Origin of the sequence: Nonomuraea terrae, assembly GCF_044465245.1 — a bacterium.
GTDB lineage: Bacteria > Actinomycetota > Actinomycetes > Streptosporangiales > Streptosporangiaceae > Nonomuraea > Nonomuraea terrae.
In genome coordinates this window covers 1,004,974-1,028,116 of the sequence record NZ_JBITLL010000003.1, presented here as the reverse complement: position 1 = coordinate 1,028,116, position 23,143 = coordinate 1,004,974, and the positions used below count along the sequence as shown (strand labels likewise).

The following is a 23,143-nucleotide window of genomic DNA, read 5'->3' as shown; positions in this document are numbered from 1 at the left end:
CGGTGGGCGGGTGACGCCGGGCAGCACACGGCGTCCGACGGCTGGTGGGCGGGCGCTGACGCCGGTCAGGCGGGCCCCGCAGGCCACGGTCGGCCGGGTCCGGGAGCCGATGGCGGCCGGCCGGTCACCGGCCGCCACGACGCCCGAGCCACCGACGGCTGGGCGGCTGGCGACCTCCGTTCCACTCAGGGTGTCGAGGGTGGTTGGTTCGCAGGCGGCGAAGGCCGCTCCGCGAGCGGTGCCCAGGGTGGCTGGTCTGCGGCGGGTGACGTTCGGTCCGCTCAGGGTGTGGAGGGTGGCTGGTCTGCGGCGGGTGACGTTCGGTCCGCTCAGGGTGTGGAGGGTGGCTGGTCTGCGGCGGGTGACGTTCGGTCCGCTCAAGGCGCTGACGGCGGCTGGTTCGCGGGCGACGACGGTGGCGCGGGCAGAGGCGCTGGAGGTGGCTGGCCTGCGCCGCCCGGCGATGGTGGCCGGCCGCTGACGGGTGGCGGCTCCACAGGTGAGCCGGGTCGGCCGGAGATCGGGAACGAGCGCCCGGCACCCGGTGCCGGGCGGCGCGGCCGGTCAGCCGGTGGACGCGCCGCCCGACGGGCGGGGCGTACGCGCGACGGTCGATCCGCCGATCGCGCGGCCGGCGACTGGCAGGGGGCCGGACAGAGCGACGGCACGTCACCGGTCGCGGGGCCAGGCGAAGACTTCTTCGCCACGAACACCGGCCGCGACCCCCGCACGGCAAGCGGCGGTTGGGACGCGGCGCACCCCGAACACGGTGGCCGTGACGCGCGCAGTCCGCGGGATGGCGGCCGGTCAGGTACGGGTTCTGGAAGCGGTAGTTGGGAGGCGGCGCGGCCCGAGAGCGGCGGCCGGCAGGCGGCGCGCTCCGGAAGCGGTAGTTGGGAGGCGGCGCGGCCGGAGAGTGGTGCTTGGGAGGCGGCGCGGCCGGGAAGTGGTGCTTGGGAGGCGGCGCGGCCGGGAAGTGGTGCTTGGGAGGCGGCGCGGGCGGAGAGTGGTGGCTGGGAAGCCACGGGTCCGGGTGATGGCGGGCAACCTGGCGTGGCGGAACGCGGGCGCGGTGCTGCGGCGGCTCCGGGCGACGGGAGCCGGCAGGCGGCTCGCGCGGACAGCGGTTCCGGGTGGCAAGACGGCGCTGACGGCGCTGACGGTGGTCGTCGGCGGCGGAGCCGCTCGGACGGCGGGCGTCGGAGAAGTCGCGGCGACCGGGCGGCTGGGCACACCGACGGGTTCGAGGAGCTTCCTCGCGTCGACGATCCGGCCCAGGCCGACAGGCTCGCGAGGCCGTCTCGTTCCGCTGGGGCCGGATGGGCCGAGGAGACCTCCCACCTCAGCGGTGTCACCGGGGGCGAACGGATCGACCGGGCACCCCGTTCCGGTGATGTTGCCGGGAGCTCGCAGACCGAGGGCGTGTCCCGTGCTGGTGGCCGTCGTGCGGTCCGGCGGGGTGAGGAGGTCGCCCGTTCCGGTGGTCCTGAGGGCCAGCGGGGTGAGGGGATGTCCCGTGGCGGTGGTTCTGCTCGGGGTGAGCGGGATCAGGAGTCGCAGTGGGAGTGGGCTTCTGAGGACGCCGGTGGTGAGGAGAACGGTTCTGCTGGGTTCGAGGGATTTCCTCGGGTCGGCGGACGCGCCCGGGCGGAGGCCGCGTCGCGCGACCTGGCGGCGCAGGCCGCCGAAGCCGGCGGGCGGTCGGGCGGTGCGGCCCGGCAGCGGCGGCGGCCGCCGCGCTCGGACTGGCAGTTCCCGGTGCTCACCGGCATGGGGCTGCGGCCGGAACAACAGCGGCTGATCGTCGTCATCGCCACGGTCGTCGTCGTGCTCGCGGGTGCCGGAGGTCTGGTGGCGGCCATCCAGTCGCTCGGCGACCACTCGCCCGAACGACAGGCCGGCGTCGCCGTGATCGTCCCGGACGCGGCGCTGCCGCAGGTGTTCCACGGCTGGGGCTCGCCCAAGCTGTTCGCGCCTTTGGCCGAGCGTGCCGAGGACGCCAAGGCGCTCACCGAGAAGGAGGTGTTCGGGGAGAGCGAGTTGCCCGTCACCAAGAAGCTCAAGCTCAAGCTCGTCGCCAAACAGCTCGACGCCGACTGCGCCGCCGTGCTGTGGGGTGACAGTCTCCTCGAACAGGTGTCGGACGGCGGCTGCACCCAGGCCGCCCGAGGTCTGTATGCCAGCTCCGACGGCCGGTACGTGGGGCAGTACACGCTACTCAACCTCAAGGACGGCGAGTCGGCCGCGGGATTGGTCGACTCTTTGAAGACGCTTTACCGTGGCGGCTGGACGCACCCCCTTGAGTCCTCCAAGGCGGCCTTCCCCGCGGGCGGCTACTCCGAGGCCGGGGGTTACGCGCTGGGTCACTACGTCGGCCTGGTGTGGATCGGCAGGGTCGACGGCGCGGAGCCCGACACCGAGGACGACTTCGTCTCCCTCACCCTGGCCTTGCGCGGAGCGGAGAAGGCCGTCTACCGCCGGGTCGTCGCCGTCACGGGGCCGTCCTCCTGATGCCGTTCGAAGTGGTCGTAGGCGGGGGAGAGCGCGCCCCGGTGCGGTGCCGCGCCGGCGAGGCGGCCCACCGCGTCGCCCTGAGCGCTGCTCGTCCGCGGGGCGCCGTGTGGTGCGGTCACGGCGTTGTGCGGGGTGGTCGTGGTGTCGTCTGGCGTGGTGACGGCGCCGTTCGGCGGGATTGTGGTGCCGCGTGGTGCGGTCGCGGCGCCGTTCGGGGTGGTCATGGGCGTCGTCCGCACGGTGACGGTGCCGTGCGGGGTGGTCGTGGTGACGGCGGCGTCCGATGCGGCGGTGGGGCCTTCTGGGGTCGTCATGGTGAGGGTTCGTGCGGCCGGGGGTTGTTCGGCGTGGTCGTAGGTGTGGGAGCGGTGGTCTGATGCCATGCAACGTCGTCGGTTCGGGGGAGACTGGCTGATGTCCCGACGTGTCGTCATTCCTGTCGTGGTGGCCGCTGGTGTGGTGGCTGTCGCCGTGGCCGGGTGGTTGTGGCTGCGTGGGGAGGAGCCGCGGCCGGCCATGTTCCACGCTGAGCCGACCTCCGCCTTCTACGCGGCCATCGACACCCGGCAGGCCGACGCCGCGCCGCTGACCCTCGACGAGGTCTTCACTCCGGCCACCCGCACTCTGGGCGCACTGACTCTGGACGCCACGGCGCAGTTCGGCGACTGTGCCGAGGTCCTGTGGGGTGTCTCGGCCGAGGGATGCACGCAGGCACTCCAGGCCACGTACCGGGGCGGGGGGATGGCGGGGCAGTTCGTCATCTTCAACCTCGGTGACGGGCGGGCGGCGGACGCGCTGGTGGCGGGGCTGCGCAAGGACGGGTTCGTACGGCAGGGCATCGCGTTCGACGCCGTCGGCAGCAGCGCCCAGGTCCGCGCCATGGGCCACTTCGTGACGGTGAGCTGGGTGGGCGGGAAGGCGAGCGCGGACGACTTGGTGGGGGCCCTCGTCGCCCTCGACGGCCTCGGTCGCGTGGTCCAGAACCGCGTCGTCGCCGCCACCTGAACCGGCCGGCGCCGTAGCGCCGTCGGGGAGCGCCGATCCCTGACCCGCGACCGCTGAGGTGTCGGGCTGGTCCGCTGATCTTAGAGAGAGCGTCTGTGTACTCGGTCAGCGGGGTGAGGCGGTTGCCGAGCTGCCCGGTGGGCGGTGGTCCAGCTCAGGGCTTCGTGGGTTGGCGGGGAGGGTCTCGTGGTCGCGTGCGGGCGAACCTCGCATCGTCCGGAGGATCTGCCCGGCAACAGACACCTTCGCCGATGCCGTCGACGAAGGCGCGTCAGTGGTGGTGGCCGTACCGGCCGAGCGTCTCCACGGGGGTCGCGCCGGGGCGGGTCCACTGCGGCACGGGGCGGCTGGTCGGGCCCCAGCTGGCGTTCCCGTCCGCGTCCGAGCGCCAGGACCAGCACGGGCCGCTCCCCTCGGGCCAGCCCTGGGGCTTGTCCTCCCACGCCTCGCCGCGGCCGTAGGGCGTCATGTCGAGCAGGCTCAAGGAACCGTTGACCGGCTCGTTGCCGCGGCCCGTCGTCGAGTAGGTGAGGAACACGCGGTCGCCGTCGCGCAGGAAGCAGGTGATGTGACCCATGCTGCCGCCGACCGGCGGGTCAACGTCGCGCACCGAGTACCAGAGCTGGGTGTAGCCCATGAACTCGACGTAGGAGGCCACCTCGTCCCACCTGCCCGTGGTCAGGACGGCGAACGAGACGCCGCGGGCGTTCAGGTAGGCGGCGTCCTTCAGGTGCCAGGCCGTGGTGGTGCAGCCCTCGCACTGCCCCTGGTGCGGCGCGTCGTCGTACCACATGTGCTGGTGGACCACGAGCTCGTCGCGGCCCTGGAACAGGTGCGGGAACGGGACAGGGCCGTCGGCGCCGACGACGTCCGCCGTCCCGTCGAGCTCCACCATCGGCAGCCGGCGGCGGGCGCCGCGATGGCGTCGCCCTCGCGGGTGTGGGCCTTCTCGCGGGCCAGGAGCTCGTCACGGGCGGTCTGCCAGGTGACCAGGTCGACGATGGGCGGGCGGCCGGGCAGCGCGGGGTCACTCGGCGTGGTCGTCATGGTGTCCTCCGTGGTGTCTCGTGCCGAGCAGCGTCGTACGACGCGCTGGGACGGTCACCAGGACAGACCTGAGATCCGGCCGGAACTCATGGTGGCAGGCGCCTCGGGGGATCGCCGACCGCTGAGGCGTAGCCGCGAGATGGCGCGCCATTGGTCAGGCGGCCGGCCGCGTCGGCCAGTGGGGACGGCGGTGACTGTGTCGGTAGGGCGGACAGGCGGTGGAGGGCGGCCTCGCGGGCGGGGTGTCGGGTCACTCCGCTGTCCGACGATCAGGGTGCGGGCACCGTTCGCTGACAAGAGGACGTGGGTGGCCGGAAGCGACGCTGGGGGCGTGGTCGTCCTGGTGGGGTGGCGATCTGTGTGGCGTGGGCGGCCAAGACGGTCGCCGTCCACGGCGCCGCCGCTAGAGGGTGGTGGTGAGGGCGGTGACCGTGGTCGTTACGGCGGCTGGCAGGGCCGTCAGGTGGTGGAGGGGGGTTTCGAGCGGTGTCAGGTCGTCGGACCAGGGGGCTGCCTGGCGGATCAGGGTGCGGGCGTCGTTCTTCGTGAGGGCCGTGCCCTGGGAGCGGGCGACGGCGATCAGGGCTTCGCGCCAGGTGTTGGCCAGTTTGGCGTGGCCGTTGTCGAGGATGCGGCGCAGGACCGAGGCGGCCTCGTCGGTGGGGTGCGGGAGGCGTACGGCGTCGAGGATGCCGTCGCCGGGGCGCAGGTCGTACACGGTGGAGAGGGGTTGCGGGAGCGGTGGGAGCGCGCCGGAGAGCAGGACGCGGACCTGGGGGGCGCGGGTCGCGAGGAGCAGGCGGGGGAGTGCGGACTCCAGGCCCGGTGGCACGGCTACGGCGACGCGCTCCGGCGCGGCGGCGTATGGCTTGGCGAGCCATGTCGGGAGTTTGACCCGCGGTGGTGTGAGGTCCTTGGGCCAGTCGCCGACCAGTAGGTCCGGCTCGAAGCCTTCCAGGGCCGTCGCCGAGGCCGTGGACGCGCCGGCGGCGCTTTCGACGGACTGCGGGCCCTGGGTGTAGATGGCGGTGGACAGGCGGCTAAGGCGTGACTGGACGGCGGGGCGGGTCTTGGAAGTCGGGCGCAGGATGTACAGGTCGGCCGCCGACCCGATGGCTTCCGCCCCGAAATATCGGTTGAAGTCGGGATAAACGGCTTCGTAGACCAGGTTGAGCTGTGACAGCTCCTGCTGCACCTTCAGGGCCAGCATCGGCGTGCGCTCGCTGGCGCCGTACGCCAGCAGCACCCGCCCGTCGTCCTTCAGCCCCTCCAGGGCGCGCGCCACGAACAGGCCCGTACCCTCCGGCGTGTACGGCGGGTCGGTGACGGCGAGGTCGTGCTCGCGCGCGGACGGCGGCAGCCCCAGCCGCAGGTCGGCCCAGCGGGTGCGGACGCCCAGCCCCTGCTCGTCGATGTAGGCCAGGATGCGCTCGTCGACGTCGACCACCGTGACGTCGGCCTCGGGATGGACGAGCTTGACGGCCAGCGAGGTCAGGTCGTGGTCGCCCACGCACAGCAGCCGTGCGCCCGGCAGCCAGAACCGGGCGCCGAGCAGCAGCGCCCGCCGCAGCACGGTCTCGGGCGTGGCGGAGACGTGGTCGAGCACATGGCGGGCCCGCGGCGCCTTCGCGATCAGGTCGGTGAGCCGGTCGAGGGCGTGGCCGTAGTGGGGCACGAGGTGGGCCACCGGGTCTTCCGGCGGCGGCGCCACGGCCAGGAGGTCCTGGTAGTCGGGCGCGTCGACGAGCGGCATGCGGAACCGGTCGCCGTCGTGCTCCAGGGGGAGCTCGCGGACGAGCGACTCGACGGTGCGCCGGGACGTGGCGCTCTGCCGGACCACGTCGGCCAGCGTCCACCACTGGCCGTCGCTCAGCAGCGCCAGCGCGTGCCGCAACCGCCTGCTGTCGGCCCCGGCCTCCGCGAGCAGCCGCTCGACCCCCTCACGCTCCATGGTGGCACCCTATCGACCTCTCGTCCGGCCCGTCCGCCCAGGCGGAACCGGCTCGTCCGCCCGGGCGGAAATCGTCGCGCGGATCGGGAATTCCGCTCGCCTGGTCCGGGGTTTGGGATAGGGAGTTCGCATGCTGGGATGGTGGCCAATGTTCGCAATGCGGACGCTGTGGGCACCATTCCGGCAGGGTGCGGTAATCTCTACCCACGGTATGCAGCAGGGCCAACGTCGTCCCCGCCTGTACAGCAGTTCATGACAGACGATGACGACGGGAGGGATTCAATGCCTGCTGCCCACCTCGGTTTCCCCGAGCCTCAGGGCCTGTACCACCCCGCCAACGAGCACGACGCCTGTGGTGTCGCCATGGTGGCCGACGTCGCGGGGCGGCGTGACCACGGGATCGTGGTGAAGGCGCTGACGGCGCTGTGCAATCTCGACCACCGGGGGGCCAAGGGTAGCGAGCCGGACACCGGCGACGGCGCCGGCATCCTGACGCAGATCCCCGAGGCGTTCTACCGCGCGGTCGTGCCCTTCGAGCTGCCGGCCGCCGGTGCGTACGCCACCGGCATCGCCTTCCTGCCCGTGGACGACGAGGCCAGGGGCGCCGCGGTCCGCCTGATCGAGGAGATCGCGGCCGAGGAGGGCCTGACCGTGCTCGGCTGGCGCGACGTGCCGGTCGACCGTACGCTGCCGGGGCCGAGCGCCCGGGCCGTCATGCCGCATTTCGCCCAGCTCTTCGTGTCCGACCCCGCCGGGCGCACGGGGCTCGACCTCGACCGCCTCGCCTTCTGCCTGCGCAAGCGCGCCGAGCACGAGGCCCGGGTCTACTTCCCGTCGCTGTCGGCCAGGACGGTCGTCTACAAGGGCATGCTCACCCCCGAGCAGGTCGAGCCGTTCTTCCCCGACCTGAGCGACGAGCGCTACGAGAGCGCGATCGCGCTGGTGCACTCGCGTTTCTCCACCAACACGTTCCCGAGCTGGCCGCTGGCGCACCCGTACCGCTACATCGCACACAACGGTGAGATCAACACCGTCAAGGGCAACCGCAACTGGATGCGGGCCCGCGAGGCGATGTTGCAGTCCGCCCACATCCCGGGCGATATTTCGCGACTTTTCCCCATCTGCGACCCAGAGGGAAGCGACACCGCCAGCTTCGACGAGGCCCTCGAACTCCTCCACATGGGCGGCCGCAGCCTCCCGCACGCCGTGCTGATGATGATCCCCGAGGCGTGGGAGAACCACACCGAGATGGACGCCTCGCGGCGCGCGTTCTACGAGTTCCACTCCACGATGATGGAGGCCTGGGACGGCCCCGCCTCGATCACGTTCACCGACGGCACCCTCGCCGGCGCCGTCCTCGACCGCAACGGCCTGCGCCCCGGCCGCTTCTGGGTGACCGCCGACGGCCTCGTCGTGCTCGCCTCCGAGGCCGGCGTGCTCGACATCAAGCCCGAGGACGTCGTCCGCAAGGGCCGCCTGCAGCCCGGCCGGATGTTCCTCATCGACACCGCCCGCGGCAAGATCATCGAGGACGACGAGATCAAGGCGGAGCTGGCCGCCGAGCTGCCGTACGCCGACTGGCTGCACGCCGGCCTGGTGCGCTTCGAGGAGCTGCCCGCCCGCCAGCGCGAGATCCCCACGCACGAGGCGCTCGTCAAGCGGCAGCAGACCTTCGGCTACACCGAGGAAGAGCTGCGCATCATCCTGTCGCCGATGGCGAAGACCGGCGCCGAGCCGATCGGCTCCATGGGTACCGACACGCCCGTAGCCGTGCTGAGCGAAAAGCCGCGGCTGCTGTACGACTACTTCACCCAGCTGTTCGCGCAGGTCACCAACCCGCCGCTGGACGCCATCCGCGAGGAGCTGGTCACCTCCCTGGCCAGCACCCTCGGGCCCGAGGGCAACCTGCTGGAGCCGGGGCCGTCGTCGTGCCGGCAGCTGGTCATGCCGTACCCGGTGATCGACAACGAAGAGCTCGCCAAGATCATCCACATCAACGACGAGCACGACCTGCCGGGCTTCCACCCGTACGTCATCAGCGGCCTGTACGAGGTCGCGGGCGGCGGCGAGGCGCTGCTGCACCGGCTGGAGGAGATCCGGGCCGAGGCGTCGCAGGCGATCGCGAACGGCGCGCGCATCATCGTGCTGTCCGACCGCGGCTCGTCCGAGTCGATGGCGCCGATCCCGGCGCTGCTGCTCACCGGCGCGGTGCACCACCACCTGATCCAGGAGAAGACCCGCACCAAGATCGGTCTTGTCATCGAGACCGGCGAGGCCCGCGAGTGCCACCACATGGCCCTGCTCATCGGGTACGGCGCCGGCGCGATCAACCCGTACCTCGCCATCGAGACGATCGAGGACCTCGCCGACGCCGGCGCGCTGCCGATCGACAAGCGCAAGGCCGTGCGCAACCTGATCAAGGCGTACGGCAAGGGCGTCATCAAGGTCATGTCCAAGATGGGCGTGTCGACGGTGGCCTCCTACACCGGCGCGCAGATCTTCGAGGCGCTCGGCCTGAGCCAGGAGGTCGTCGACTCCTGCTTCACCGGCACCACCTCGCGCCTGGGCGGCGTCGGCTTCGACGTGCTGGCCGAGGAGGTCGCGCAGCGTCACCGCCACGCCTACCCGCGGGTGGAGAACCCGCACCGCAGGCTCCAGGTCGGCGGCGAGTACCAGTGGCGGCGCGAGGGCGAGCCGCACCTGTTCAACCCCGAGACGGTCTTCAAGCTGCAGCACGCCACCAGGACGCGGCGCTACGAGATCTTCAAGGAGTACACGAACCTCGTCGACTCCCAGGCGGAGCAGCTGATGACGCTGCGCGGCCTGTTCAAGCTGCGCAAGGGCACGTCGATCCCCATCGAGGAGGTCGAGCCCGTCGAGAGCATCGTCAAGCGGTTCTCGACCGGCGCGATGTCGTACGGCTCGATCTCGGTCGAGGCGCACGAGACGCTCGCCATCGCGATGAACCGCCTCGGCGGCAAGTCCAACACCGGCGAGGGCGGCGAGGACCCCGAGCGCCTGTACGACCCCGAGCGCCGCAGCGCCATCAAGCAGGTGGCCTCGGGCCGGTTCGGCGTCACCTCCGAATACCTCGTCAACGCGGCCGACGTGCAGATCAAGATGGCCCAGGGCGCCAAGCCCGGTGAGGGCGGCCAGCTGCCCGGCCACAAGGTCTACCCGTGGATCGCCAAGACCCGGCACTCCACGCCCGGCGTCGGCCTCATCTCGCCGCCGCCGCACCACGACATCTACTCGATCGAGGACCTCGCCCAGCTGATCCACGACCTGAAGAACTCCAACCCGGAGGCCAGGGTCCACGTGAAGCTGGTGGCCGAGGTCGGCGTCGGCACGGTCGCCGCGGGCGTGTCGAAGGCGCACGCCGACGTGGTGCTCATCTCCGGCCACGACGGCGGCACCGGCGCCTCGCCGCTCACGTCGCTCAAGCACGCGGGCGCGCCGTGGGAGCTCGGCCTGGCCGAGACCCAGCAGACGCTCCTGCTGAACGGCCTGCGCGACCGCATCGTCGTCCAGGTGGACGGCCAGCTCAAGACCGGCCGCGACGTCGTCATCGCGGCGCTGCTCGGCGCCGAGGAGTACGGCTTCGCCACCGCGCCGCTGGTCGTCTCCGGCTGCGTGATGATGCGGGTCTGCCACCTCGACACCTGCCCGGTGGGCGTGGCCACGCAGAACCCCGAGCTGCGCAAGCGCTTCTCCGGCAAGCCCGAGTTCGTGGTCAACTTCTTCGAGTTCGTCGCCCAGGAGATCCGCGAATACCTCGCCGAGCTGGGCTTCCGCTCGCTCGACGAGGCGATCGGCCACGTCGAGATGCTGGACATGTCGGCGGCCGAGAACCACTGGAAGGCCGGCGGCCTCGACCTGTCGCCGATCCTGCACCGGCCCGAGCTGCCCGAGGGCACCGCGCTGCGCCGGATCGTCGGCCAGGACCACGGGCTGGAGCACGCGCTCGACAACACGCTCATCCAGCTCGCCGAGGGCGCGCTCAAGGACGGCACCCCGGTCACGCTGGAGCTGCCCATCCGCAACGTCAACCGCACGGTCGGCACCATGCTCGGCTACCAGGTGACCAAGCGGTACGGCGGCCAGGGCCTGCCCGACAACACCATCGACACCTCGTTCACCGGGTCGGCGGGCAACTCGTTCGGCGCGTTCGTGCCGCGCGGCGTCACGCTGCGGCTGACCGGCGACGCCAACGACTACCTCGGCAAGGGCCTGTCGGGCGGCCGCATCACCGTGCGCCCGCACGAGTCGGCCCCGCTCGACGGGCAGATCATCGCCGGCAACGTCGCTCTGTACGGCGCCACGTCCGGAGAGGTGTTCATCCGCGGCGTCGTGGGCGAGCGGTTCTGCGTGCGCAACTCCGGCGCCACGGCGGTCGTCGAGGGCGTGGGCGACCACGGCTGCGAGTACATGACCGGCGGCAAGGTCGTGGTGCTGGGTTCGACCGGGCGCAACTTCGCGGCCGGCATGTCGGGCGGTGTCGCGTACCTGCTGGACCTGAGGACCGAGCGGGTCAACCGCGAGATGGTGGCCATCGAGGCGATCACCGAGCAGGACGCCGAGTTCCTCAAGGAGACGGTCGAGAAGCACTTCGCGGAGACCGGTTCGCCGGTGGCCAAGCAGCTGCTGGCCGACTGGGACGCGGCGCTGGCCAGGTTCGGCAAGGTCATGCCGACCGACTACAAGAGGGTGCTGGCGGCAGCTGAGGCCGCCCGCATCGAAGGCAGGGACATCGACGAGGCGGTCATGGCCGCCGCGGTGCAGTCATGACCCGCCGTGATGAGCCTGGCCATGATGGCCGGCTGTGCATGTCAACCACTGTTCAGGGCCAAGGGAGGCGTACCGATGGCTGACCCCAAGGGTTTTTTCACGCACGACCGGGAGCTGCCGGCGCGCCGCCCCGTGGACGTGCGCATCAGCGACTGGCGTGAGGTCTATCAGGACTTCTCGCAGGAGAAGCTGACCAAGCAGGCGGCCCGCTGCATGGACTGCGGCATCCCGTTCTGCCACAACGGCTGCCCGCTGGGCAACCTCATCCCCGAGTGGAACGACCTCGTCTACCGCACCGACTGGCGCGAGGCGATCGAGCGGCTGCACGCCACGAACAACTTCCCGGAGTTCACCGGCAGGCTCTGCCCGGCTCCGTGCGAGGCGGCGTGCGTGCTCGGCATCAACTCCGACCCGGTGGCGATCAAGCGGGTCGAGGTCGAGATCATCGATCGGGCGTTCTCCGAGGGCTGGGTGACCCCGCAGCCGGCGCCCGTCAGGACCGGCAGGAGGGTCGCGGTCGTCGGCTCGGGGCCCGCGGGCCTGGCCGCCGCCCAGCAGCTGACCAGGGCGGGGCACGACGTGGTGGTGTTCGAGCGCGCCGACCGCATCGGCGGCCTGCTGCGCTACGGCATCCCCGAGTTCAAGATGGAGAAGCGCCACATCGACCGGCGCCTGGCGCAGATGCGGGCCGAGGGCACCGAGTTCCGCACCGGCGTCAACGTCGGTGTCGACGTCACGGCCGCCCAGCTGCGCGAGCAGTTCGACGCCGTGGTGCTCGCGGGCGGCGCCACCCAGTGGCGCGACCTGCCGGTGCCCGGGCGCGAGCTCAAGGGCGTCCACCAGGCGATGGAATACCTGCCGCTGTCCAACAAGGTCCAGGAGGGCGACTTCGACCGGTCGCCGATCTCGGCCGAGGGCAAGCACGTGGTGGTCATCGGCGGCGGTGACACCGGCGCGGACTGCATCGGCACGGCGATCCGGCAGGGCGCCGCGTCGGTCACCCAGCTGGAGATCATGCCGACGCCGCCTCAGGCGCGGCCCGACAATCAGCCGTGGCCGACGTACCCGATGTTGTTCAAGGTGGAGAGCGCCCACGAGGAGCTGGCCGAGCAGGGCGGCGAGCGCCTGTACGCCGTCTCCACCACGGAGTTCGTCGGCGACGCCGACGGCAACGTGCGGGCGCTGCGGCTGGTCGGCGTCGAGGGGCCGCAGGCCGGGTTCAAGCCGATCCCCGGCACCGAGCGGGAGATCCCGGCCGAGCTGGTCACGCTCTCCATGGGCTTCGTCGGGCCGGAGAAGGGCTCGCTGCTGCAGGACCTGGCCGAGGCCGCCGGCGACGGCTTCTACGACGCCAGGGGCAACGTGGCGCGCGACAAGACGTACATGTCGAAGGTGGACGGCGTGTTCGTGGCCGGTGACATCGGCCGCGGGCAGTCACTCATCGTGTGGGCCATCGCCGAGGGGCGCGCCGCCGCCTCGGGTGTGGACCGGTTCCTGACCGGGGACACGGCACTGCCGTACCCGATCCTGCCGACCGCGCGCCCGCTGGTCTGATCCCGCGTACAGGCGGGCCGGGGATCCCGGCCCGCCTGAACGCCTGCTTCGCCCCCCATCGACCGAAATTTCGGTACTAGGTTGCATCAGTCGATGACTGTCGGGAACATGCAGATTCTGCGGCATATCGGATGGGGGAACTATGCGGCGGGTCGTCTCTGGCTTGTCTGCGCTGGCCGCCGTGGTCGCGCTGAGCTCCTGCTCGCCCGGGACGGCCCAACGACCGCAGAAACCCGCCACCGAGCAGGCCGGCACCCCCTCCGCCCAGCAGACCAGGAGCGCGGGCAAGGGTGACTACCTCGTCTTCTACGCCCCGGGCAAACGCAACGAGGCCGAGGCCGCCGTCGAGCGGGCCGGCGGCACCCAGCTGTCGGCGGACACCCGCCTCGGCTACCTCATGGCCAGGGCCGACGGCGACCGCTTCACCGTGGACGCCGGCGCGGACCCGTCCATAGTGGGCGTCTCCCCGGACCGGCGCATCGGCGTCGCCGCGGGCCGCACCGCGGGGAGGGCGGCCTTCCCCGACGCGAGCTCGTTCACCGAGGCCAGGGGCGAGCCGCTCGCCGGCCGCCAGTGGGACATGCGGATGATCGGCGCCGACCGCGCCAACGCCAAGGCCCCCGGCACCAAGAAGGTGCTGGTCGGTGTCATCGACACCGGCGTCGACGGCAAGCACCCCGACATCGCCCCCAACTTCAACCGCTCGCTGAGCCGGAACTTCGTCACCGACCGGCCCAAGGACGACAAGGGCGAGACGCTCGACGGCCCCTGCGAGGTCAGCGGCTGCAAGGACCCCGTGGACGCCGACGACGACGGCCACGGCACCCACGTGGCCAGCACGATCGCCTCTCCCATCAACGGCATCGGCATCGCGGGCGTCGCCCCCGGCGTGCAGATCGTCAACATCCGGGCCGGCCAGGACTCCGGGTTCTTCTTCCTCAAGCCCAGCCTCGACGCCCTCGCGTACGCCGCCGACATCGGCGTGGACGTCGTCAACATGAGCTACTTCGTCGACCCGTGGCTGTTCAACTGCCCGGACAACTCCTCCGACAACAGGAAGCAGCAGCTGGAGCAGCGCGCCATCATCACCGGCATCCAGCGCGCCGTCGACTACGCCCGGGCGCGCGGCGTCACGATCGTCTCCGCCCTCGGCAACGGGTCCATGGACCTCGGCCGGCCCACGGTCGACCGGCAGAGCCCCGGCTACCCGAAGGGCGACGAGAAGGTGCGCCGGGTCGACAACTCCTGCCTCAGCGTCCCCGCCGAGTCGCGCGGCGTCATCTCGGTCTCCTCCGTCGGCCCGTCCGGCCGCAAGGCGATCTACAGCGACTACGGCCTGGAGCAGACCGACGTGGCCGCACCCGGCGGCGACGTGCTGGACGGCCACGGCGGCGCCAACGCCGCCCGTGGCATCCTGGCCGCCGCGCCCGAGCGCGTGCTGCGCAAGGCGGCCCGCATCGACGCCGACGGCGAGCCCAAGGGCACCGACGTCGTCAAGAGCTGCAAGGGCAGCACCTGCGCCTACTACCAGTACCTCGAAGGCACCTCGATGGCCGCGCCGCATGCCACCGGCGTCGCCGCCATCCTCATCAGCCGCTTCGGCAAGCCCGGCAGGGGCGGCGTGGAGCTCGCCCCGGCCACGGTGGAGGACCTGCTCTACAAGACGGCGACCCGCAAGTCCTGCCCGTCGCCGCGCGAGTACGTCTACAAGGCCTACGGCCAGAGCGTCACGCACGCCTGCGAGGGCGACACGGCGGACAACGGTTTCTACGGCCACGGCATCGTGGACGCCTGGAAGGCCGCTACTGTCGAACCATGATGTATCGCCTCGTCGCGGACATCGCGATGGTGGTGCACTTCGCTTTCCTGGCGTACTTGGCCGTGGGCGGGTTCCTGGCATGGCGGTGGCGGCGTACGATCGGGTTACATCTCGCCGTAACGGCCTGGGGGGTGCTGTCGGTCTTCGGTGTCGACTGTCCCCTGACCCACGTCGAGGACTGGGGGCGGCGCAACGCCGGCCAGGCGGGGCTGCCGTCCAGCGGATTCATCGACCACTACATCGAGGGCGTGATCTACCCGGGGGAGCACACGAACTTGGCACGTCTGGGAGTCGCCGTTCTCGTTCTGTTCTCCTACGCCGGGTACGTTCTCCGGCGTCAGTGACTGCCAAGTGGTCTGTACCAATTAAGGTAGGACTCGTGACTCGTCGCGCGAAAATCGTCTGCACTCTAGGCCCCGCCACATCGTCCGAAGAACGCCTGCGCGAATTGATCGCCGCGGGCATGGACGTGGCACGGTTCAACCTCAGTCATGGCACCCATGACCTGCACAGAGAGGTCTTCGACCGGGTCAGGGAGGTGGCGGCCGACCTCGGCCGCGGCGTAGGCGTGCTCGCCGACCTGCAGGGCCCCAAGATCCGCGTCGGCACGTTCGGGGAGGGCCCCGTCAGGCTCGGCTTCGGCGACGTCTTCACCATCACCACCGAAGACGTGCCGGGCGACCGCGAGCAGGTCTCCACCACCTACAAGGGGCTGCCGAACGACGTCCGCCCCGGTGACACGATCCTCGTCGACGACGGCCGCCTCGTGCTCGAGGCCACCCGCGTCGAGGGGGAGCGGATCATCACCCGGGTCGTCATCGGCGGCATGATCTCCGACAACAAGGGCCTCAACCTGCCGGGCGTCAATGTCAGCGCCCCGGCCCTGACCGACAAGGACGAGGCCGACCTGCGCTGGGCGCTGCGCACCGGCTTCGACATGATCGCTCTGTCGTTCGTGCGCCGCCCGTCCGACGCCGACGTGGTGCGCAACATCATGGAGCAGGAGGCCGTCCGGCTGCCGCTGATCGCCAAGATCGAGAAGCCGCAGGCCGTCGACCGGCTCCCCGAGATCGTCGACGCCTTCGACGGCGTCATGGTGGCCCGCGGCGACCTCGGCGTCGAGCTGCCGCTCGAAGAGGTGCCGATCGTCCAGCGGCGCATCATCGAGCTGTGCCGCGAGAAGGCCCACCCGGTCATCGTCGCCACCCAGATGCTCGACTCGATGATGAACTCCCCGCGCCCCACCCGCGCCGAGACCTCCGACGTGGCCTACGCGGTCATGGACGGCGCCGACGCGGTGATGCTCTCGGGCGAGACCTCGGTCGGCAACTACCCGATCGAGGCCGTCTCCACGATGGACCGCATCGCGTGCGCCGCGGAGAAACACTCCCTGAGCGCCACCCACACGCTGGAGCGCATGCCGGAGACCACCGGCGGCGCCATCGCGCGTGCCGCGGCCGAGGTGGGGGCGATCGTCGGGGCGAAGGCGCTGGTGGCGTTCACGATGTCCGGTGAGACCGCGCGGCGGCTGGCCCGCTACCGCTCGCCGATCCCGCTGCTGGCCTTCACCTCCTCGCCCCACGTGCGCGGGCAGCTCTCGCTGACCTGGGGGGTGGAGACCTTCCAGGTGCCGTTCGTCCACCACACCGACGACATGGTGCGGCAGGTGGAGGCGTCGCTGCTGTCGCTGGGACGGCTGGAGAAGGGCGACAAGGTGGTCATCGTGGCCGGCTCGCCTCCCGGCACGCCCGGCTCGACCAACGCCCTGCGCGTCCACACGATCGGCTCCGCCGTCTCCCACGCGCATTAGATTTTCTCTTCACGCTCCGTCGTGGCCGGCCACCCGCCGCACTCCGGCTGAGGACCTTCCAGGGACACGGCCGCTGACCCTTCACCGGCGGGCCGCCGCGACGCGAGCGCCCTGTGGGCCATCTCCGTGGCCCACAGGTTGCCCGCAGGGTTGTCAGTTGGTGTGCAGGGCGGCGTTGAGCTCGATGCGCCGGCCCTTGCGCGGCACGGCCTCGACCGCGCCCGACTGCGAGTTGCGCCGCAGCAGGATGCCGTCGGAGCCCGACAGCTCGGCCGCCTTGACCACCGTGCCGTCGGGGAGGGCGACCTTGGTGCCGGCGGTCACGTACAGGCCCGCCTCCACCACGCAGTCGTCGCCCAGCGAGATGCCGAGGCCCGAGTTGGCGCCCAGCAGGCAGCGCTCGCCGATCGAGATGACCTGCTTGCCGCCGCCCGACAGCGTGCCCATGATGGAGGCGCCGCCGCCCACGTCGGAGCCGTCGCCGACGACCACGCCGGCCGAGACGCGGCCCTCGATCATCGAGGCGCCGAGCGTGCCGGCGTTGAAGTTGACGAAGCCCTCGTGCATCACCGTGGTGCCACTGGCCAGGTGGGCGCCCAGGCGCACCCGGTCGGCGTCGGCGACGCGCACGCCCGGTGGCAGCACGTAGTCGACCATCCGCGGGAACTTGTCCACGCTGTACACCGTCACCTGGCCCCTGGCCCGCAACCGCAGCCGGGTGCGCTCGAAGTCGGGCACCGGGCAGGGGCCGAAGTTGGTCCACACCACGTTGGCCAGCAGGCCGAACACGCCGTCGAGGTTGACGCCGTGCGGCCGCACCAGACGGGCCGAGATCAGGTGCAGGCGCAGGTAGACGTCGTGGGCGTCGACGGGCGCCTCGGAGAGCTTGGCGATGCCGGTGCGCACCGCCACCACCTCCACGCCCCGCGCCGCGTCGGGGCCGGTCAGCTCGGCCAGCTCGCCCGCCTCCTCGGCGGACAGGCGCTGCGTGCCCGTGACGGGTGCGTCGCCCAGCTCGGGAGCGGGGAACCAGGTGTCGAGTACGGTGCCGTCGGCGGCGATGGTCGCGAGGCCGACGCCGAAGGCGCCGGTCGAGGTGGGATCGATAGCAGTCACGGGCCCAAAAATACCGTTCCGCAGGTCAGCCGAGGGCGCCCAGGTCGGCCGACAGCCAGCGTTCGGGCAGCACCCGGAACGTCACGAGCACGTTGAGGTCGGACCCGTGGACGTAGCCCGACACGGCGTCGGGCGGCAGGTAGCGGCCGGAGATGCGGGTCAGCTCCTCCAGCGTCGTCGGCCCCGACTGCACGACAGGCCCCTCCACCGACACGTAGCGGTAGGTGGGGCTGGAGCGCTGCACCAGCATCGACAGGCGGCCCGCCTTCGCGATCAACCGGGCCTTGAGCGAGTCGCCGTCGGTCAGGAACCGGATCTCCCCTCCGAGGCTGTAGTCGTACCAGACCGGTACGGTCAGCGGCGCGCGGCCCTTGCCCGCCTCCACCGCCAGGCTCGCGATGTGCGCCTCCGCCAGGAACGCCTCCCGGGCCGCCACGCTCAACGGCATCCCGCCCACCCCCGTATGCATAGATCGTGCACCGGCTATTCCCTGTGGGAGGGATCCTGAAAAGTCGCCCACGCGATCATTCGCCCGAGTCGCTGTGCCCCTTCGCGACGGCCGCCGCCGTGCGGACGAACGCCGCCAGCGCCCGCGACCGGGACTCCTCGGGCCAGGCCAGCACGACGGTCGTGGGCGGGCCGTCGGCGACCGGCACGCACACCAGGTCGCGCCGCACCAGCTCGCGGACCGACGCGGGCGCCACCAGGACGAGCCGGCCGAGCGCCACGAGCTGCAGCAACGTCGCCGGATCGGTGATCTCGGAGTGGTCGCGCGGCCAGCGGGGGAGCGGTACGGCGTCGAGGTCGGCCAGGCGGACGAGCTCGCGCCCGGCCAGCGGGTGGCCCGCCGGCACGACCGCCACGCCGCCCTCGCTCAGCAGCGGCTCGCTGCCGAACCCCGTCAGGTCCTCGTAAGGGCTGTGCAGGAACGCCACGTCGGCCGTGCCCTCGCGGACCAGCCTGGCCCGCTCGGCCACCCCGCACAGCACCAGCTCCACCTCCACCGCGTCCGGATGCGCGGGGTAGGCCGCGAGGATGCCCGGCAGCAGCCCTCCGTCGCCACCCGGCTTGAGCGCCACCACCAGCCGGGGGTCGGCGCGCCCGGCCCGCCGGGTGCGCGCGGTCGCGGCGGTCACCGCGTCGAGCACCTTGGCCGCCTCCCTGGCCAGCACCTCGCCCGCCGGGGTGAGCGTGACGCCGCGGCTCGACCGCTCCAGCAGCCGCACGCCGAGCCGCCGCTCCAGCTTCTGGATCGCCCGGGACAGCGGCGGCTGCGCCATGCCCAGCCGGGCCGCCGCCCGGCCGATGTGCAGCTCCTCCGCGACGGCGGCGAAGTAGGCCAGCTCGCGCGTCTCCATACCCCCAGGGTATGGGCCGCGACCCAGCCGGTGTTGGCCCGCGAACCGGGCACGATGTTGTGCTTCCGGCATGACATCTACCGGCATGACCGCTCTGGTGACGGGCGCGAACAAGGGGATCGGCCACGAGGTGGCCGCGGGGCTCGCGGCCAGGGGCATGAGCGTGCTGCTCGGCTCCCGCGACCGCGCGCGCGGCGAGCGGGCCGCCGCCCGGCTGCGCGCGGAAGGCGGCGACGTACGGCCGGTCGTGCTCGACGTCACGGATCCCGCGACCATCCAGGCCGCCGCCGCGTCGCTCGACCGCCTCGACGTGCTCGTCAACAACGCGGGCGTCTCCGGGCCGCTCGGGGAGCCACCGGGCGGCACCCCGGCCGCGACGCTGCGGGAGGTCTTCGAGACGAACGTCGTCGGCGTCCTCATGGTCACCAACGCCGTGCTGCCCCTGCTCAGGCGCTCACCCGCGCCCCGCGTGGTGAACGTCTCCAGCGGCGTCGGCTCCCTGGCCCACCAGACCGACCCCGGCCACTACATGTCGGCGCTGCCGGCGTCGGCGACGTACCCGGTGTCGAAGACCGCGCTCAACCAGCTCACCGTGCAGTACGCCAGGGAACTGCGCAAGGACGGCATCCTGGTCAACGCCGCCGCCCCGGGCGCCTGCGCGACCGACTTCACCAAGGACCTGCCGTTCCCCATCACCCGTACCGCGGCGCAGGGCGCGGCGGTGGTGATCCGCCTGGCCACGCTCCCGGCGGACGGCCCCACGGGCGGCTTCTTCGACGACGACGGGCGAGTGCCGTGGTGACGGGCGGGGGACAGGCGAAAGCCGCCCGGCCGGACGGGCCGAGCGGCTTCGATGGTGCCCCGGGTGGGATTCGAACCCACACTGTGCGGGTTTTGAATCCGCTTTCTCTCCCAGTTGGAATACCGGGGCATGTCCGGAGATCTCCGGACGCATGGGCAGCGCGTGATCGAAGCTTAGCCCAACCTGGGGCCATATCGATCCGGCGTGGCTCCAATCTACCGGACGTCTGTACTCTTCTGCTCGTGAGTACGCAGCGGCGAGTAGTGATCGCGGAAGACGAGGCCCTGATCCGGCTTGACCTCAAGGAGATGCTCCAGGAGGACGGCTACATCGTCGTGGGCGAGGCCGGCGACGGAGAGCAGGCGATCCGGCTGGCCGCCGAGCTGAGACCCGATCTCGTCATCCTCGACGTCAAGATGCCCGTGCTCGACGGCATCTCGGCGGCCGAGCGCATCGTGGCGGACCGGATCGCCCCCTGCCTCATCCTGACCGCCTTCTCCCAGCGAGACCTGGTCGAACGGGCGCGTGACGCCGGGGCGATGGCCTACCTGGTCAAGCCGTTCACGAAGGCCGACCTGGTGCCGGCCATCGAGATGGCGGTCAGCAGGCACGAGGAGATGGTGGCGCTGGCGGCCGAGGTCTCCAGCCTGTCGGACCGGCTGGAGACCAGGAAACTGGTGGAGCGCGCGAAGGGCCGCCTGATGGCCCAGCACGGCTGGACGGAGCCTCAGGCGTTCCGGTGGATCCAGAAGGCGTCGATGGACCGGCGGCTGAGCATGCGCGAGGTCGCCCAGATCGTCATCGACGACGCGGCCGAACGATCGTGACCCGCGGCCGGTGGGGCTCGTCACACGCCCCGCCGGCCGCCGTCCGGCACGTCACCACCGCCCCGTCCCCGACAGCCGGACGGAGAGCGGTCACGTTGCCACGCCGACGTCCTTGACGACGTCGGCCATGCGCCTCCGCCTGTTACCGCCGCCGTGGCGGGCGTCGAAGACCCATGGTGGGCGTGATGGCCCGCTAATGGCGTTCGGGGCTTCCGTCCGGGATTTTCACATAGTGAGATCGATCCCGAAATTTCGGCGCAAGTCTACTTATTTTGGACAGTGGTCGTAACTCTCCCGAGATGTTTCATAACTATATGTGTCAAAGACATCACAAATCGGCATAAATGACTGTCCAGAACTCCCGCGAGCTTCCTCAGGCAGGCATGCTGAGCTCGGCAAACGCAGTGAAGGTGATCGTTCCTTCGCTGAGACATGGGGAGTCTCTTTCATGATTCGCATTGCTCCAGCAGGACGCGTGCTGGCCGTCGCGGCCGCGGCGAGCCTGGCTCTGACGGCCTGTGGCAGCGGCGACACGGCCGCGCAGCAGACGACCGGCTCCGCGGCGCCGTCCACGGCGGCCTCGTCCGCGCCAGCGGCGAAGGGCGACGGCACCCTCACCCTGGGTACGGTGCTGCCGCAGACCGGTTCGCTGGCGTTCCTCGGCCCGCCCGAGTTCGCGGGCGTGGACCTGGCCGTCAAGGAGATCAACGAGGCCGGTGGCGTGCTCGGCAAGCCCGTCGCGAAGTTCGACGCCGACTCGGGCGACACGACCACGAACATCGCCTCGCAGTCGGTGGACAAGCTGCTGGCGCAGAAGGCCGACGCCATCATCGGCGCCGCGTCGTCCTCGGTGTCCGAGTCCATCATCGACAAGATCACGGGTGCGGGGGTCGTGCAGTTCTCGCCGGCCAACACCTCCGACGCCTTCACCACGATCCAGGACAACGGGCTGTACTTCCGTACCGCGCCGCCGGACAAGCTCCAGGGCCGCGTGCTCGGCGACGTCGTCGTGGCCGACGGCAACGACACGGTCGCCATCATGGCGATGCAGGACTCCTACGGCTCCGGCCTGGCCGACCAGGTGAAGGCGACGGCCGAGGCGGCCGGCGCCACCGTCGTGGAGCGGGTCGACTACGACCCGAAGGCGGCCGACTTCTCCGCCGACGTCGCCAGGATCAAGGCCAAGAACCCGAAGGCGGTCGTGCTGATCGGCTTCGAGGAGACCGCCAAGGTCGTCGCGGAGCTGGTCAAGCAGGGCATGCCCGCCGACAAGGTGAAGTGGTACATGGTGGACGGCAACATGTCGAACACCAACTACGTGAAGATGCCCAAGGGCACGCTCAACGGCGTCAAGGGCACCACCCCCGGCGCCGAGGCCCCCGAGGAGTTCAGGAAGAGGCTCGCCGAGGTCGCCCCCGAGCTCGACGACTACACCTACTCCGCCGAGGCGTACGACGCGGCCAACCTGATCGCGCTGGCCGCCGAGGCCGCCAAGGACGACTCCGGCCGGTCCATCGCCGGCAAGCTGCCCGACGTCAGCAAGGGCGGCGAGAAGTGCAAGACCTTCAAGGAGTGCGTCGACCTGCTGAAGGCCGGCAAGGACATCGACTACGACGGCGTCAGCGGCCCGGTCGAGTTCGACGCCGCCGGTGACCCCGCCGTCGCCACGATCGGCGTCTACCAGTACGGCGAGGACAACACGTTCCCCGGCAAGGCGCTGGAGTACCGTACCGGCAACATCGAGGGCTGAGGCTCAGCCGCCGCCCAGGCCGCAGGCCCGCTGCGCGTAGCGGATCAGGCGGTCCTGCACCGGCTTGGGCGGCGTCACGATGACCACGCGCTCCTCGCCCCCGTCCAGGCTCGCCCGGGCGGGGAACATGAACGCCTTCTTGGCCTCGCCGAAGGCGTGCCCGTCGCAGCGGGCGGGGGTGAGCTCGACCGGCACCTCCATCCGCTGCCGATCGGCCGGCAGCACGCCCAGCGGTCTGCGTTCCAGGCCGACGTTGTAGTGCGTCGTGCCGCCCAGGTCGCCCAGCGCCACCTCGCCCGCGCCGCGCCGGGTGACCACGAGCGTCGTGCGCATGACCTCGCCCGCCTCCGTCCACCGCGGGCCGAACTCGATGGTCGCCACCCGCTCGACGAGGTACTGCGAGCACTCGTCGCGCAGCAGCCTGGTCAGCAGCGGGTCCGGGTGCGGCACCGCGAACACCACCTTGCGCGGCTGCCCGCCGCCGGTGGCGACGTGCGCCACGACGGTGGCGGGGCCCAGCTCGGGCAGCCGGTCCGGGGCGCAGTTGGCGGCGCCGTACGGGATGGGGATGTCCGTGCGGTTCGTCCGGCCGATAGTGGTCTCAACCCTTTTAGGGGGAAGCGTCCTAAATGACGGTGTGACGAGCTGGATGTCGGCGAAAAACACCGGTGTTTCGCCGATATTTCGGACAGCGACCTGAAGGTTGTGGACCGGCTCGTCCGAACGCCATTGGGCCAGCGAGACAGAAACACCCGCGGGTGCCTGCGAAGACGGCTCCGCCCCGCCGCAACCGGCAATGAGG

Annotated in this window: 17 protein-coding genes, 1 tRNA gene and 1 pseudogene; 11 read left to right on the top strand and 8 right to left on the bottom strand. The window is 71.3% G+C overall.

The features are described 5' to 3' along the window. Positions 1-343 precede the first annotated feature (343 nt). Positions 344-481, top strand: coding sequence for a hypothetical protein (locus ACIBP6_RS17190; RefSeq protein WP_397053121.1), 138 nt, complete (start codon positions 344-346; stop codon positions 479-481). Positions 482-1,509: 1,028 nt separating this feature from the next. Beyond that, positions 1,510-2,511: a hypothetical protein gene (locus ACIBP6_RS17185; RefSeq protein WP_397053120.1), complete on the top strand. Its 1,002-nt coding sequence runs from the start codon at positions 1,510-1,512 to the stop codon at positions 2,509-2,511. On the opposite strand, the gene ACIBP6_RS17180 is transcribed toward ACIBP6_RS17185, so the two are convergent. Then, positions 2,472-2,897 carry a hypothetical protein gene (locus ACIBP6_RS17180; RefSeq protein WP_397053118.1) on the bottom strand — a complete coding sequence of 142 codons (426 nt, stop codon included), beginning with the start codon at positions 2,895-2,897 and terminating at the stop codon, positions 2,472-2,474. The genes ACIBP6_RS17185 and ACIBP6_RS17180 overlap by 40 nt on opposite strands. A 31-nt stretch (positions 2,898-2,928) precedes the next feature. On the opposite strand from ACIBP6_RS17180, the gene ACIBP6_RS17175 reads away from it, so the two are divergent. Continuing rightward, complete coding sequence (locus ACIBP6_RS17175) at positions 2,929-3,519, top strand: hypothetical protein (RefSeq protein ID WP_397053117.1); 591 nt, start codon at positions 2,929-2,931, stop codon at positions 3,517-3,519. A gap of 271 nt (positions 3,520-3,790) precedes the next feature. Here the strand turns inward: ACIBP6_RS17175 and ACIBP6_RS17170 are convergent. Beyond that, positions 3,791-4,566 (bottom strand): annotated as a pseudogene (locus ACIBP6_RS17170) (DUF899 family protein). Between the two features lie 403 nt (positions 4,567-4,969). Further along, on the bottom strand, positions 4,970-6,517 hold the full coding sequence (locus tag ACIBP6_RS17165) for a bis-aminopropyl spermidine synthase family protein (RefSeq protein WP_397053115.1): 1,548 nt from the start codon (positions 6,515-6,517) through the stop codon (positions 4,970-4,972). 282 nt (positions 6,518-6,799) lie between these two features. Here ACIBP6_RS17165 and gltB point away from each other — a divergent pair, with 282 nt between their 5' ends. From gltB to pyk, 5 genes are all read left to right on the top strand, one after another. Then, positions 6,800-11,305 (top strand): glutamate synthase large subunit, encoded by a 4,506-nt coding sequence (gene gltB / locus ACIBP6_RS17160; RefSeq protein WP_397053113.1) that lies wholly within the window; start codon positions 6,800-6,802, stop codon positions 11,303-11,305. 75 nt (positions 11,306-11,380) lie between these two features. Then, positions 11,381-12,859 (top strand): glutamate synthase subunit beta, encoded by a 1,479-nt coding sequence (locus ACIBP6_RS17155; protein ID WP_397053111.1) that lies wholly within the window; start codon positions 11,381-11,383, stop codon positions 12,857-12,859. Between the two features lie 163 nt (positions 12,860-13,022). Then, positions 13,023-14,678, top strand: a complete 1,656-nt coding sequence (locus ACIBP6_RS17150) for a S8 family peptidase (protein WP_397053110.1) — start codon at positions 13,023-13,025, stop codon at positions 14,676-14,678. Continuing rightward, positions 14,675-15,022: a DUF2784 domain-containing protein gene (locus ACIBP6_RS17145; protein ID WP_397053108.1), complete on the top strand. Its 348-nt coding sequence runs from the start codon at positions 14,675-14,677 to the stop codon at positions 15,020-15,022. Before ACIBP6_RS17150 ends, ACIBP6_RS17145 begins: the two co-directional genes overlap by 4 nt. 35 nt (positions 15,023-15,057) lie before the next feature. Beyond that, on the top strand, positions 15,058-16,488 hold the full coding sequence (pyk, locus tag ACIBP6_RS17140) for a pyruvate kinase (RefSeq protein WP_132614217.1): 1,431 nt from the start codon (positions 15,058-15,060) through the stop codon (positions 16,486-16,488). 153 nt (positions 16,489-16,641) lie between these two features. On the opposite strand, the gene dapD is transcribed toward pyk, so the two are convergent. The 3 genes from dapD to ACIBP6_RS17125 all read right to left on the bottom strand — a co-directional run bounded on the left by dapD (position 16,642) and on the right by ACIBP6_RS17125 (position 18,962). Next, positions 16,642-17,604, bottom strand: a complete 963-nt coding sequence (gene dapD / locus ACIBP6_RS17135) for a 2,3,4,5-tetrahydropyridine-2,6-dicarboxylate N-succinyltransferase (protein ID WP_397053106.1) — start codon at positions 17,602-17,604, stop codon at positions 16,642-16,644. A 25-nt stretch (positions 17,605-17,629) separates the two neighbouring features. Beyond that, positions 17,630-18,052 (bottom strand): pyridoxamine 5'-phosphate oxidase family protein, encoded by a 423-nt coding sequence (locus ACIBP6_RS17130; RefSeq protein WP_397053104.1) that lies wholly within the window; start codon positions 18,050-18,052, stop codon positions 17,630-17,632. A 76-nt stretch (positions 18,053-18,128) separates the two neighbouring features. After that, positions 18,129-18,962 carry a LysR family transcriptional regulator gene (locus tag ACIBP6_RS17125; RefSeq protein ID WP_397053102.1) on the bottom strand — a complete coding sequence of 278 codons (834 nt, stop codon included), beginning with the start codon at positions 18,960-18,962 and terminating at the stop codon, positions 18,129-18,131. Between the two features lie 85 nt (positions 18,963-19,047). On the opposite strand from ACIBP6_RS17125, the gene ACIBP6_RS17120 reads away from it, so the two are divergent. Continuing rightward, positions 19,048-19,764, top strand: a complete 717-nt coding sequence (locus ACIBP6_RS17120; RefSeq protein WP_397053100.1) for an SDR family NAD(P)-dependent oxidoreductase — start codon at positions 19,048-19,050, stop codon at positions 19,762-19,764. Between the two features lie 52 nt (positions 19,765-19,816). Here the strand turns inward: ACIBP6_RS17120 and ACIBP6_RS17115 are convergent. Further along, positions 19,817-19,893 (bottom strand) — tRNA-Leu (locus ACIBP6_RS17115). 113 nt (positions 19,894-20,006) lie between these two features. Here ACIBP6_RS17115 and ACIBP6_RS17110 point away from each other — a divergent pair. Together ACIBP6_RS17110 and ACIBP6_RS17105 are read left to right on the top strand one after the other, a co-directional pair. Then, entirely contained in the window at positions 20,007-20,591 is a 585-nt protein-coding gene (locus ACIBP6_RS17110; protein WP_281282695.1) for an ANTAR domain-containing response regulator, read from the top strand. A gap of 448 nt (positions 20,592-21,039) precedes the next feature. After that, positions 21,040-22,341 carry an ABC transporter substrate-binding protein gene (locus ACIBP6_RS17105; protein ID WP_397053098.1) on the top strand — a complete coding sequence of 434 codons (1,302 nt, stop codon included), beginning with the start codon at positions 21,040-21,042 and terminating at the stop codon, positions 22,339-22,341. A 3-nt stretch (positions 22,342-22,344) separates the two neighbouring features. On the opposite strand, the gene ACIBP6_RS17100 is transcribed toward ACIBP6_RS17105, so the two are convergent. Further along, entirely contained in the window at positions 22,345-23,007 is a 663-nt protein-coding gene (locus ACIBP6_RS17100; protein ID WP_397053096.1) for a hypothetical protein, read from the bottom strand. Between the last annotated feature and the right edge of the window lie 136 nt (positions 23,008-23,143).